The 11,948-nt window shown below is 61.4% G+C and carries 12 protein-coding genes; 7 read left to right on the top strand and 5 right to left on the bottom strand.

Translation table 11 applies throughout. The features are described 5' to 3' along the window. The first annotated feature begins 140 nt into the window (after nucleotides 1-140). Both KI243_RS19875 and KI243_RS19870 read left to right on the top strand, forming a co-directional pair. Nucleotides 141-629 (top strand): GFA family protein, encoded by a 489-nt coding sequence (locus KI243_RS19875; RefSeq protein ID WP_212809795.1) that lies wholly within the window; start codon nucleotides 141-143, stop codon nucleotides 627-629. Nucleotides 630-644: 15 nt separating this feature from the next. Continuing rightward, nucleotides 645-1,580 (top strand): cycle-inhibiting factor, encoded by a 936-nt coding sequence (locus KI243_RS19870; RefSeq protein ID WP_212809794.1) that lies wholly within the window; start codon nucleotides 645-647, stop codon nucleotides 1,578-1,580. Between the two features lie 8 nt (nucleotides 1,581-1,588). On the opposite strand, the gene KI243_RS19865 is transcribed toward KI243_RS19870, so the two are convergent. Next, nucleotides 1,589-2,254: a hypothetical protein gene (locus KI243_RS19865; RefSeq protein WP_177128990.1), complete on the bottom strand. Its 666-nt coding sequence runs from the start codon at nucleotides 2,252-2,254 to the stop codon at nucleotides 1,589-1,591. A gap of 273 nt (nucleotides 2,255-2,527) precedes the next feature. After that, nucleotides 2,528-2,944 carry a hypothetical protein gene (locus KI243_RS19860; protein WP_212809793.1) on the bottom strand — a complete coding sequence of 139 codons (417 nt, stop codon included), beginning with the start codon at nucleotides 2,942-2,944 and terminating at the stop codon, nucleotides 2,528-2,530. 704 nt (nucleotides 2,945-3,648) lie between these two features. On the opposite strand from KI243_RS19860, the gene KI243_RS19855 reads away from it, so the two are divergent. The 3 genes from KI243_RS19855 to KI243_RS19845 all read left to right on the top strand — a co-directional run bounded on the left by KI243_RS19855 (nucleotide 3,649) and on the right by KI243_RS19845 (nucleotide 6,955). Continuing rightward, nucleotides 3,649-4,899: an arabinose transporter gene (locus tag KI243_RS19855; protein WP_212809792.1), complete on the top strand. Its 1,251-nt coding sequence runs from the start codon at nucleotides 3,649-3,651 to the stop codon at nucleotides 4,897-4,899. 9 nt (nucleotides 4,900-4,908) lie between these two features. Then, nucleotides 4,909-5,208 (top strand): antibiotic biosynthesis monooxygenase family protein, encoded by a 300-nt coding sequence (locus tag KI243_RS19850; RefSeq protein WP_212809791.1) that lies wholly within the window; start codon nucleotides 4,909-4,911, stop codon nucleotides 5,206-5,208. Nucleotides 5,209-5,581: 373 nt separating this feature from the next. Beyond that, complete coding sequence (locus KI243_RS19845) at nucleotides 5,582-6,955, top strand: IS1182 family transposase (protein WP_212809462.1); 1,374 nt, start codon at nucleotides 5,582-5,584, stop codon at nucleotides 6,953-6,955. Nucleotides 6,956-7,299: 344 nt separating this feature from the next. On the opposite strand, the gene KI243_RS19840 is transcribed toward KI243_RS19845, so the two are convergent. Continuing rightward, nucleotides 7,300-8,121 carry an aldo/keto reductase gene (locus KI243_RS19840; RefSeq protein WP_177108052.1) on the bottom strand — a complete coding sequence of 274 codons (822 nt, stop codon included), beginning with the start codon at nucleotides 8,119-8,121 and terminating at the stop codon, nucleotides 7,300-7,302. 236 nt (nucleotides 8,122-8,357) lie between these two features. Between KI243_RS19840 and KI243_RS19835 the strand changes: the two genes are divergently transcribed. Beyond that, entirely contained in the window at nucleotides 8,358-8,573 is a 216-nt protein-coding gene (locus KI243_RS19835) for a TOBE domain-containing protein (RefSeq protein ID WP_017124334.1), read from the top strand. Next, nucleotides 8,570-9,649 (top strand): sigma-54 dependent transcriptional regulator, encoded by a 1,080-nt coding sequence (locus KI243_RS19830; RefSeq protein WP_177055790.1) that lies wholly within the window; start codon nucleotides 8,570-8,572, stop codon nucleotides 9,647-9,649. Before KI243_RS19835 ends, KI243_RS19830 begins: the two co-directional genes overlap by 4 nt. A 62-nt stretch (nucleotides 9,650-9,711) precedes the next feature. Here the strand turns inward: KI243_RS19830 and KI243_RS19825 are convergent, their stop codons facing one another. Both KI243_RS19825 and KI243_RS19820 read right to left on the bottom strand, forming a co-directional pair. Then, nucleotides 9,712-10,854 carry an LLM class flavin-dependent oxidoreductase gene (locus KI243_RS19825; protein ID WP_212809790.1) on the bottom strand — a complete coding sequence of 381 codons (1,143 nt, stop codon included), beginning with the start codon at nucleotides 10,852-10,854 and terminating at the stop codon, nucleotides 9,712-9,714. Next, nucleotides 10,844-11,860, bottom strand: coding sequence for an LLM class flavin-dependent oxidoreductase (locus tag KI243_RS19820; RefSeq protein ID WP_017124337.1), 1,017 nt, complete (start codon nucleotides 11,858-11,860; stop codon nucleotides 10,844-10,846). Before KI243_RS19820 ends, KI243_RS19825 begins: the two co-directional genes overlap by 11 nt. Nucleotides 11,861-11,948 lie beyond the last annotated feature (88 nt).

The raw sequence follows: 11,948 nt of genomic DNA, 5'->3' as shown, positions 1-11,948 counted from the left end.
TCTCTCTTTGAGGCGAACCCTTGAAGATTGAGTATAGGAAAGCTGCCGTGGGGCGCGGGCTGGCGCGATGAGCTGCAAAATCATTGCACTTTCCGGCGTGGCCGGGCTCGAATCATCAGGCCAATACAGGAGGGAAGACCATGCTGCTCGAAGGATCCTGCCATTGCGGTGCGGTAACGTTCAGTCTTACCAGCGCGCACCCTTATCCCTACCAGCGCTGCTATTGCTCGATCTGTCGCAAGACCCAAGGCGGTGGCGGTCATGCGATCAACCTCGGTGGCGACGCGACGACGCTGAAAGTCAGGGGGCGCCCGCACATCGCCATCTACCACGCGAAGATGAAAGGCGAGGGCGAGTCCCGCAGTCATCGCAGCAGCGCCGAGCGGCATTTCTGCAAGGAGTGCGGCAGCGCGCTGTGGTTGTTCAGCCCCGAATGGCCGGAACTGATCCACCCCTTTGCCTCGGCCATCGACACACCGCTGCCGGTGCCGCCCGAGCACACGCACCTGCTGCTGGATTCGAAGGCACCCTGGGTCGAGGTCGACGTGCGAGCAGGCGACCAGCAGTTCGAGGGTTATCCCGAGGAATCCATCGCCGAGTGGCATGAGCGGTTGGGATTGACGCGCTGACCGGACACTTTTCCCGTGGAACCGGAATGGCCTGTCCGTTCACTCACTGTGTCCGGACTATCAGCCAGGACACCCACCATGAGAAATTACCTCAACTCATTGCGCCCGAGTCAGCCAGATCCACGCCTGCAATCACGGACGAACAACAGCAACGCGGTTGCCAGGGCATCAACCTCGACCGCGGCCCAGCCGGTCAACAACCCGTCGACAAGGCACCTGCAGCATTTCGCCAAGATGACCGCGCAAAATATCAAGGCCAACGCCTTGCTCAACAGCGATAACAACGAGGTGCCGATTCATTACAAGAATCCTGGGGAAATTCTCGCGGCGATCGACCGTAATATCGAGCAGACGGCGAAGGATTGGGGCTGCTCGAAGCAGGACGTGGAAGCCATGTTGGGCAGCAGCAAGCGCTTCAATGCGCCTGTTTGCGGAGTGACCGCGAATAACGTGATGAAGCTGTTTCTGGACAGCAGCCAGCGCAGCTACAGCTTCGAACACGGCCAACCCCTGTCCTTGTCGCAGTTGAAGCAGCAACTGGCGTCATTGCCAGCAGACAGGAACTTCATTCTCCGGGTCAACGACGAGGCCATGGGGCACGCCTATGTCATCGATCTGCCGGCGAGCAACAAACCCCAGCGCGATGCCTTTCTCTATCAATCCGATCTGGGCGATGGGGCCACCCGTCCCCTGCGTCTTGAGGACTGGATGAGCCGTCAGGCCGAACGGCCCATACCGCTGGGCGAAGTTGTCCGCCATTTCGATAACATGACCGAGCGAAAAGTGGATGTGCAGCATCTCGCCAAGCTGTTCGATATTGACGGCAACCCCGCGATGCTGCGTCCGGAGCGCCTGAACAACAAGAACGGGTTCAATTTTCAGCTTGAAGAGTACAGCCTGAAAAATCTGGAAAAGAACATCAAGGCGGTGACGGCCAACTGTGCGTCATAGGACACTCGTTAAGGACGCTGGCTGAGCAAGGCACTGACGCCTTCGATTTTGCTCAGCCATGCAGCGGTTCTGGGGCATCTCCACGAAACGAGATTCATCATCCGCTCCAGGTCGGCAACCAGGCTCCTGGCAAAAATGGGCTCGTGGTGGGCAATCCGATTTCGGATTTTTCTAACGCCTTCCAATGCGTCAAAAATCATTTGTCGGCAGTGTGCGGGGCTCCTGCCGGCAGGCAGGCCAGGGAATGACGTCAGTAGGTGAGGCAACCACAAGCGATCATCAAACCTGTGCGTGAAAAGCTTGCCCCAGAATGCGAATTTCAATTCCGGGATGACTGCACCTGCGTTGCGCGAACGCGCCTTGCTCCGTGCTGACTCCATTTCCTTGCGCATACTGAATCCAGAATGGGGATCTGGCAGGCTCCGCTCAAAACTGATCGACCAGGGCCACTGGGGCCCATAAACCTGACCCAGGACTTCGGATGCCGCGTTGCGGACCGCCACTTCGCATATTTGTTGAGGGAGCATGAACGCACCGGAAATCTTCGCGTTCCATGCGTACAACGACAACGCATGCCGGGTGTTGGACGTCTTCAGCGTACGAACATAGGTGCTCAACCGTTCTTTGGAGAGCGCTGATTCGACAGCTTGAGCATCGGCGGCGCAGACGGGCACTGGGCAACTCCTTGACTTGGTCTGGCTTGGGCAATAACATTGTTCCACTTGCTCCGGGATTTGTTGGTGATTACCTCCCCCTGGAGAAACACGAAAAAGCTCATCGAAAGATGGGCTTTTTTCGTTTCTGGGCAAATGATCGCTGAAACGCTCGTTCACGGCGAAGGTGGGAGTAATTCACTTCGTTACCTGAGAGTGGGACACGCCGTTCGGACCATGGGGTGGCATCAGTCATCGGTCGCCGCAAACATCACGGCGTGCCAATCACAAGCGTCAGGTGTGAGTCTGTGCAGATGCCCCATCCAGCAGCGCATCCACCACGGTTCGTGACAAGGTCACGCAATGGATCAGCCCCATCAGCAGATCGCGCTCGAAACCACTCAGGCGCGGGCAGATTTCATCGGCGTTCAGTTCGGCGGATTTGAGCAATTGCGATACCTGGGTCAGCGCGACCCTGGCAGTGATGCCGGGTTGGACAGAGAACAGCGAGGGAGCGGACGAGGTGTTGGATTCGACGGCTTTGAATGCCGTGGCGGGCAGCGTTTCGAGAAGTATCGGCGTTTGATCGTGCGGCGGCTTTGATGGGATCTGTCCCCGCGAATCGCGCGTTACCCGGCTCGGACAGGTCGCTTTTTCCGCAACATTGGAAGTGCTGCAAGGTGGTGGGTCTGGGGTGATTTTCTTGACCATGGCGGATCTCCTAGCTCAGTTCAGTGAGGTTCATCCACACTCGCTGCGAGACAAGGGTGGCGAACTGTACGCAGGTTCGCAGACCGGTGAGCTAGGTAACCGGCAGGCCTAAGCCTCCTGCGCACAGTCCGCCATAACGCGGACATAAAAAAGCCGCTTTCGCGGCGCTGTGCGCCAGCTCACAACCGGGCTGCGAAACCCGTATCGCTGAATTTGCAGCGACCTCAGGACTCTAGCCACCACCGCAGACGCACACAATATTGTCCCATGCCGATAGCGCGTAGGAAAACGGCGTATTTCTGGAAAGCCATTTCGAGTCTTTGCCGGATGTTGCAGTTGTCTGGAAAAACTGGGAGGGCAGCTATTGGCTTAGTGCCCGCCGCCGCTAAAACCTGAGTGCAGTCCCTCCGGATTACCCTCATGAGTCCAGCCGAAGAGGCGCGCCCAAGGCCTCTTTGCCAAGCAGGCCGTGGCTCTGCCTGCCTTTACGGCGGGGGTGGGCCCGGCGTAACAAATGCGAATAGTGGCAACGACGCATCCATCGTATTCTGGAAATGTGAATGATTCGTCGCATTTCAATCATTTGCGAGCAACATCCGCCGTATTCCGGCCGTAAGCGTTCACGTCAACCAACGCGCTTAAAGACCTCCTTCAGCAGGGCCAGCCACGTGTCGCTGCCACTGAAGAGTTGCCTGGAAAAAACCATGAATCAATCTGTCAAACCTGACTTCGACGGCACGCCGTTGCTTTCATCCGTTTCTGCCGCATCTGCCCAACCGTCGGCATCTGCCACGGCCAATCCCGGTGTTTTCCTGAAGCTACTGCCGATCACCCTCGCCATTTTCATTGGCTTTCTTGTGATCGGCATGCAACTGCCCGTGCTGCCACTGCACCTGCATGACACCCTCGGCATGGGCACGCTGGTGGTGGGATTGGTGGTGGGCTCGCAGTTCGCGGCGGCGCTGTTGTCACGGGCCTGGGCCGGCAATTTTGCTGATGTGCGCGGCGCCAAGCGTGCGGTGATCAGCGGCTTTCTGGTGGCCGCCAGTTCGGGGTTGGTCTACCTGGCATCGCTGGCGTTTGTCGACATGCCCGCGGCTTCGGTCTGGATACTGCTGGCGGGGCGCATGCTGCTGGCGCTGGGCGAGAGCCTGGTGGTCACCGGTGTGCTGGGCTGGGGCATCGGGCTGGTCGGGCCGCAGAACGCGGGCAAGGTAATGTCCTGGGTCGGCATTGCCATGTTCAGTGCCTATGGGCTGGGCGCACCGCTCGGCGTAACGGTCAATGTCCAGTGGGGTTTTGCCGGTATTGCCGTGGCGACGATGCTGATTCCGTTGCTGGCGGTCGCCGTGGTCGGTGGTGTGCAGGCCGTTGCCCCTGGCGCGGCCCGACGCACACCGTTTTACACCGTGCTGGCGGCCGTGTGGAAACCGGGCCTGGGCCTGGCGTTCTCGAGCGTGGGATTTGGCCTGATCACCGCCTTTATCGCCCTGTTGTTCGCTTCCCGCCACTGGGGCAATGCCTCGCTGGCCTTCACGGTGTTCGGTGTGGCCTTTATCGGCGCGCGTATTCCCTTCGGCCACCTGCCGGACAAACTGGGAGGCGCGAGGGTGGCCCTGGTTTGCGTGGCAATCGAGGCGTTGGGCCAAGGGCTGATCTGGACGGCCGATACGGCGCTGGTTGCCTACCTGGGCGTGGCCTTGACCGGCTTTGGCTACTCGCTGGCCTTTCCAGGCTTTGGCGTCGAGGCCGTGCGCCGTGCGCCGCCTCAAGCCCGCAGCCTGGCCATGGGCGCCTATGTGGCATTTCTGGATATTTCCCTGGCCATCACCAGCCCATTGGCGGGCGCGTTGGCGGCCATGGGCGGCATGGCGTCGGTCTACCTGGCCGGTGCCGTGGCGGCGGCCTTGTCATTCTGCGTGGCGTTGAGGCTGCTGGCCGGGAACGCGAAGTGAGGAGGGGTCATGCCGATCGTTGCCGTCAATACCGTGCATATTCGCCTGAACGCCGGGGAGGGCTGTGCCCCGGATATTCTACAGGCCCTGGCCTCGAGGCTGGGTGAGTCGGAGGGCTGCCTGGGCTATGGGCTGACGCCTTGCCCGCACGATCAGCGCACCTGGATTCTGGCGGGTTATTGGGCCAGTGAGGCGCAAATGAACGCACATTTCTCCAGTGCGCAGATGATCTCGGCCATCAACCGGATGGTCGAGTCGCGGGCTTATTTGGGCTTTGCCTGTTTCTGTTTGCCGGTGGTGGGAGGGTAAAGACCGTGCCGGGTGGATTTGGCGAGAGTCGCCCGGGGGAGGGGCAACCTATTCAGTAACGGCGCATGGGCTGTGAAGTTTACCCGCCGCCTGAATCTAGGCGATACCACTTCGAAATAGCATGTAAATCATGAGCATTGTACATGCGCAAGATTAAGAACAAGGAGAGTTAATCATGATAAATGAAAGCACCCATTCTCAAGGAAAAACAACTGGACAAGTACCCGAGGGCGCTCCCGGACCGACGATTCGGCAGGGTGTTTAGGGGCGGGAAGGGGGGAACAGGCTGCTATCGACCGATTCTGTTGAAAAAGTAGCTCCCCTGGCTGGCCTCCGGCAAAATCTCAGCATTGGCCGGAGGGGATCACACAGCATGATGGGACAGTTATCGAGTGGGCAGGAGCGACTGTTTTACTCGTTCAACCTTGAAGACCACATCCCAAAAAATCATCTTCTGCGCAGCATTGATCGGTGTCTCGATCTGAGCGACCTGCGCCACTACCTCTCCGATTTCTATAGCCCAATTGGACGTCCGTCGATTGATCCTGAACTGATGATCCGCATGCTGATCGTCGGCTACTGCTACGGCATCCGCTCCGAACGGCGGTTGTGCGAAGAGGCCCATTTGAACTTGGCATATCGCTGGTTCTGCCGGTTGAGCCTTGAAGATGAAGTCCCCAACCACTCAACCTTTTCGAAAAATCGACACGGCCGTTTTCGAGAGAGTGATCTGTTTCGCTGGTTGTTCAATGAAGTGCTGCGTCGCTGCATGGACGCCGGCCTGGTCAAGGGCGAAGGCTTTGCCGTGGACGCCAGCATCATCAAAGCGGATGCGAGTCGGCAGCGCGGCGTACCGGGTGATGAACCGGTCAACTGGAGCGATCCGGCCCTGAGCACCCGCGCCGTGCGTGAGTACCTTGAAGGCCTCGATGAAGAGGCTTTGGCCGAAACGCTACCGAAGCGCCTGTCGCTGACGGATCCTCAAGCCCGCTGGACCGCTGCGCCAGGCGGCCCAGCTTTCTACGCTTACTCCACGAATTATCTGATCGATACCGACCACGGCGTGATCATGGATGTGGAACCCACACCCGCTCATCGAACCGCAGAAGTCGAGAGCACCAAGACCATGATCGATCGGGTCGAAGCGCAATTCGACATCAAGCCGGAGCGTCTCATTGGCGACACCGCTTACGGTACCGCGCCGATGCTGGCCTGGATGGTGGAGGAAAAAGACATCGAACCGCATGTGCCGGTGTGGGACAAAACCGAGCGCAAGAACGACAGTTTTTCGAGCAACGATTTCCACTGGAATGAAGAGGCTGAGGAATACCGCTGCCCGGCCGGAAACCCATTGCGCAGCGAATGGCGAGCCTTCAAGAATGAGCGTTCACATGTCACCAAAGCCAACACCATCATCTTCCGATCCCGGCAGACCGACTGCGCTACGTGTCCGATGAAAGCCAAGTGCTGCCCAAACACAGCGTTCCGCAAGATCGCTCGCAGCGTCCATGAAGCCGCTCGCGATGTGGCTCGGCGCATTGCAGCAACGCCGGCATATCAGCGGTCTCGCCACAAACGTAAAAAGGTCGAAATGTTGTTTGCCCACCTCAAGCGCATCCTGAAATTGGATCGGCTGCGGCTACGTGGCATGAGTGGCGCGACGGATGAATTCACGCTGGCCGCTGCGGTGCAGAACCTGCGACGGCTTGCCAAATTTTCATCTCAAGGGCCACCAGTCACGGGATAGGTGCGCCTGCACCAAGCAAAAAACCTCAAATTAACCCAATAACAGAGCGGCAAAGGTCATCGAAGGACCGAAAAACCACTCAATGTGGTGAGTAGGTTCTCCAGTGGTGGTCGTGCCTGAGTTCAGGCCGTTTGAAAATCCGACTTTTTCAACAGAATCGGCCGATAGCCGCCGTCCGGCTAGCGCAAGACTCAAAGGCCTCTTCGCGGGCAAGCCCGCTCCCACAAGGTCGGTGTCGGCCCAGGGATGTTTGGCAGAGGCTCCGTGGGCGCCGGCTGGCTGGCGAAAACCTCCCTCCATAACCTGAAAGCAGTCCACGCCCAGCCTGTCCGCACGCCCAATCCTCACACCATCGCCAACCGATGCTTGCGCTTGGGCGGGACGAACACCCGGTCGATGGCGTCCAGGTCGTGCTCGTCCAGCTTGAGTTCGGCCGCCGCCGCGTTGAGCCGCACATGCTCTAGGTTGACCGCCTTGGGGATCGCCAGCACGCCGTCCTGGCGCAGCACCCAGGCCAGGGCTACTTGCGCCGGCGTGGCGTTGTGCCGTTCGGCGATATGCTGGAGGGTCGAACTGTCGAGCAGGGCACCGCCCTGGCCGACCGGGCAGTAGGCCATCAGCGGCAGGTTGTGTTGCTGCCACCACGGCAGCAGGTCGAACTCGATGCCGCGCTCTTCCAGGTTGTACAGCACCTGGTTGGTGGCGCAGAACGGCGAGGCCAGTTCCTGCAGGTCCTCGACGTCGAAGTTGGATACGCCCCAGCGGCCGATCTTGCCCTGTTCGCGCAGTTGCTCGAAGGCCTCGACGGTTTCTTCCAGCGGGTACTGGCCGCGCCAGTGCAGCAGGTACAGGTCGATATGGTCAGTGCCCAGGCGTCGCAGGCTGCGTTCGCAGGCCAGGGGAATGCCCTTGCGGCTGGCGTTGTGCGGATAGACCTTGCTGACCAGGAACACCTTGTCGCGTTGCCCGGCAATGGCCTGGCCGACGACTTCCTCGGCGCCACCCTCGGCATACATTTCGGCGGTATCGATCAGGCTCATGCCCAGTTCGATCCCGGTTTGCAGGGCACGCACTTCATGGGCGCGCTGTTGCCGGTCCTCGCCCATGCGCCAGGTGCCCTGGCCAATGACGGGAACGGCCACGCCGGCCAGATCGAGCGTTCGCATTGAAGCCTCCTTGGAGTTATCCATGTGGCAGCGGCGGGCCCCCGGGGTTCCGTCGCGCAGTTCTCTGGAATCTGATTCTAGCCATGTCGGCAGCAGGGTGAGGAGGATCGGATTGCTTATTCATTTAAGGAATAAAATGATGATTATTAATTCCTTTTGAAAAATCCGATAAAGGTGCACTTTAGCTCCAGCACTGCACGATGTACGTGCCCCTTTACCAGACAGGAAGCTGCCCCATGACCATCAAAGCGATCAACGTCCGTAACCAGTTCCGTGGCGTCATCAAGGAAATCCTCATCGGTGACGTGGTCTCCGAGATCGATGTGCAAACCGCTTCGGGTATCGTCACTTCCGTCATCACCACGCGCTCGGTCCGCGACCTCGAACTGGCGGTCGGCAGCGAGGTGATCGCCTTCGTCAAATCCACAGAAGTCTCCATCGCCAAACTATGAGTACGAGCCCCGGACATCCCAGTCCGATCCTGACCCTGCCGCAGGGCGAAAAAGATCCGCTGTCGATTCGCGCCAAGGCCCTGGTGTTTGCCGACCCGCGCTCCCGGCAATTGCTCGATTACCTGCAGCGGGTCGGTCCCAGCGAAGCGCCGGTGCTGATCAATGGCGAGACCGGTACCGGCAAGGAGCTGGTGGCGCGTTATATCCATTCCTCCAGCGGTCGCAGCGGCGCCTTCGTGCCGGTGAACTGCGGGGCGATCAGCGAAACCCTCGCCGAGAGCGAGTTCTTCGGGCATGAGGCCGGGGCCTTTTCCGGGGCGGTCGGGCGGCGTGCCGGCTGGTTCGAGGAAGCCGACGGCGGCACGCTGTTTCTCGATGAGATCGGCGACCTGCCGCTACCGTTGCAGGTCAAGCTGCTGCGGGCCCTGCAGGAGCAGGAAATCGTCCGGGTCGGTTCGCGCAAGCCGATCAAGATCAATATCCGCCTGGTGACGGCGACCAACATCGACCTGGAGCAGGCGGTGGAGGCGGGGAATTTCCGCCTGGACCTGTTCTACCGGATCAATGTCGCCCAGGTCCAGGTGCTGCCGTTGCGCGAGCGTCCGCTGGACATCCTGCCGCTGGTGGAACACTTTCGCAAACTCTACAGCCTGCGCCTGAAAATCAGCGAACCGATGCTTTCCGAAGCGGCCACCCAGGCGCTGCTCGACTACCCCTGGCCGGGCAATATCCGCGAGCTGGAAAACGTCGTGCACCTGGCCCTGCTGGTGGCGGGCGACAAGCCGATCCGCCCGGAGCACCTGAAGTTCTCCGCCGGGCTCAGCGCTTCGCGGGCAAGCTCCAGTAGCAGCGTGGCGCGGGTTCCCCAGGACGTGATGCGCGAGCAGTTGCTGCGTCTGTTCGAGGTGCCGGGGGAAACCCTGCTGCACGATATCGAGGACCTGATCGTGCGCGAGGCCTTTGCCTTCTGCGGCTTCAACCAGTTGCGCACGGCCGAGTTGCTGGGGATCACCCGCAATGCCATGCGCACCTTGCTGGTCAACCATGGAATGCTCAAGGGGCGGGTTAAGTCCTGAGGTTGTTTGGTTGGGGGATAGGGGGGATGGCCGCCTTTGGCGGATCGCCGGCAACCCGGCTCCTACCGGGGGCGGTGTTGGGTTTTGGGCTGCGCCGCGCTGATCCGCCGCAGTTGCGGCAGCAGTTCGCTGCCCAGGTGAATCGCTTCCTCCAGGTGTGGAAAGCCCGACAGGATAAAACTGTCGACCCCCAGTTGGTGATATTCCTCGATCCGCTCGGCCACCTGTTCGTAGCTGCCTACCAGGGCGGTTCCCGCACCGCCCCTGACCAGACCGACACCGGCCCAGAGATTGGCCGAGACTTCCAGTTCCCGGGCCCGCCGTCCGCGTCCCTGGACCAGTTGCGTCTGGCGGGTCTGGCCGACCGACTCATAGGCCGCCATCTGTACCTGGGCGCGCTCGATGGCTTCCTTGGGGATCTCCTCCAGCAGCTTTTCGACATGGGCCCAGGCCGCATCGTCAGTAGCCGCGGCAAAGATGTGCAGGCGCAGGCCGAAGCGCAGGCTGCGGCCCTGCAACGCCGCCAGCTCGCGCATGCGCTGGATGCGCTCGGCGATCATCGCCGGCGGTTCGCACCACATCAGGTAGGTCTGCGCATGGGCCGCACCGACCTGTTCGGCCGCGGTCGAGGCCCCGCCGAAATAGATCGCCGGCGCCGAGGCATGGGGGGTGATCGGCGTCGCGCTGCTGCTACGGTAGTAACGACCGTGGAACGGCAGGCCCTTGCCGGCCCAGACCGCCTGGAACACCTGGAGGAATTCGGCGGTGCGGGCGTAGCGTTCGTCATGCTCGAGAAAGTCCCCCAGCGAGCGCTGTTCGAAACGACTGGAACCGCTGACCACATGCAAGGCCAGGCGATTTTCGCTGAGCAGTTGCAGGGTCGCGGCACGGTGCGCGGTATAGGCGGGCAGTTCGAGGCCGGGGCGCAAGGTCAGCAGGAACTTCAGCCGACGCACCTCCTGGGCCAGCACCGCGGTGATCAGCCAGGGGTCTTCGAAACCGCTGGCGGTGGGCACCATGATCGAATCGAAGCCGGCCAGTTCGGCGGCGCGGACGATCTGGCGCAGATAATCCAGGGTCGGGGCCCGTTCGCCGGCCTGCAGCAACCCGCTCTTGGGCAGGCCACTGCTGGTCAGGTGGCGGCCGTCGCCATTGGTCGGCAGGAACCAGTCGATTTCGAGCGGGGTACGAGGGTCATTGGTCATGCACGGTGCGCTCCTTGCGCAAGCCTTGGGCCGTCAGCAACGGCAGGATCTGTTCACCGAAACGCAGCACCTCGCGGACCGCCGGCTGGCCGTGGACGATCACCTGTTCCAGGCCCAGGCCATGCAACTGTTGCAGGCGGGTGGCGACCTGGTGCGGGGTGCCGACGATAAACAGCGGTTGATCGCTATGGGGCTGCCACAGGTTGGGGTGGATTTCAAAGCGCCGGGCCGGATGTCGATGACGCTTGAGCGGCAGGACCCGGGCGGAGGTTTCATGGGCCTGGAGCGGCACCTGTTCCAGGGAGGCCTCGGCGGCGTCCCAGGCCTCGTCCTCGGTGTCGCGCACGATCAGCCCGAAGCTGCTGGCAAAACCGGGTCGGCCGGCGTTGCCGCGCAGCCGCTCGATGGCCTGTTGCAGCCAGTCCGGCGACCCGGAGCGCAGCAGGCAGAAGCTGGCATGGCGAGCGATCAGTGCGGCGTCCTGGGAGTCATCCAGGACAATCGGCGGGGCCGGTAGCGGGCGGCGGGCGACCCCGGCGTTTTCCAGCTGGAAGTAGCGTCCGTCATAGTTGAACTCGGCGCTGTCGGGATGCAGCAGCGGGCCGAGGATATCCAGGTATTCGCCGATCCGCTCGTTGCGCTGGTCGCGGTTGAGCCACTCGCCGAAGGCGCTGCGCAGGCTGCCTTGCTCGCTGTCGGGCAGGTGCAGGCGCACGCGGTGGGCGCTGATCGATTGCAGGCTCTGCAAGGTGGCGGCGAGGGCGGCCGGAAGCATGACTTCCGGTGGCACGCTGACCGTCAGTTGCACCCGCCGGGTATGGGCGCAGAGCGCCGCCGCCACGCCCAGGCTGTCGGCGCAATGGGCGCCGCCGGGAATCCACAGGCCGTCGAGCCCGGCGTATTCCGCGGCCTGGGCCAGTTGCATCCATTCGCCGGGGCGCTGGGCCCACCCCGGGGTCTGGCCGGGACCGCAAAGCGGCAACTGCCAGCTGAATTCAAGTGCCATGGGGGGCCTCCGGAGAGGTTCGGGGTGGGTGGCGGTGGTGCGTCAGATACTGCGCGTTGTTGCCGATCGCCGGCAAGCCGGCTCCTAC

This window comes from Pseudomonas sp. Ost2 (assembly GCF_018326065.1).
Classification (GTDB): Bacteria; Pseudomonadota; Gammaproteobacteria; order Pseudomonadales; family Pseudomonadaceae; genus Aquipseudomonas; species Aquipseudomonas gingeri.
The sequence above is the reverse complement of the archived record's forward strand: the minus strand, read 5'-3'. Positions and strand labels throughout refer to the sequence as shown.

Coding starts and splice junctions, on each gene's coding strand:
- KI243_RS19855 (WP_212809792.1), top strand. CDS start 3,649: ATGAATCAATCTGTCAAACCTGACTTCGACGGCACGCCGTTGCTTTCA.
- KI243_RS19830 (WP_177055790.1), top strand. CDS start 8,570: ATGAGTACGAGCCCCGGACATCCCAGTCCGATCCTGACCCTGCCGCAG.
- KI243_RS19835 (WP_017124334.1), top strand. CDS start 8,358: ATGACCATCAAAGCGATCAACGTCCGTAACCAGTTCCGTGGCGTCATC.
- KI243_RS19840 (WP_177108052.1), bottom strand. CDS start 8,121: ATGCGAACGCTCGATCTGGCCGGCGTGGCCGTTCCCGTCATTGGCCAG.
- KI243_RS19825 (WP_212809790.1), bottom strand. CDS start 10,854: ATGACCAATGACCCTCGTACCCCGCTCGAAATCGACTGGTTCCTGCCG.
- KI243_RS19850 (WP_212809791.1), top strand. CDS start 4,909: ATGCCGATCGTTGCCGTCAATACCGTGCATATTCGCCTGAACGCCGGG.
- KI243_RS19820 (WP_017124337.1), bottom strand. CDS start 11,860: ATGGCACTTGAATTCAGCTGGCAGTTGCCGCTTTGCGGTCCCGGCCAG.
- KI243_RS19860 (WP_212809793.1), bottom strand. CDS start 2,944: ATGGTCAAGAAAATCACCCCAGACCCACCACCTTGCAGCACTTCCAAT.
- KI243_RS19875 (WP_212809795.1), top strand. CDS start 141: ATGCTGCTCGAAGGATCCTGCCATTGCGGTGCGGTAACGTTCAGTCTT.
- KI243_RS19845 (WP_212809462.1), top strand. CDS start 5,582: ATGATGGGACAGTTATCGAGTGGGCAGGAGCGACTGTTTTACTCGTTC.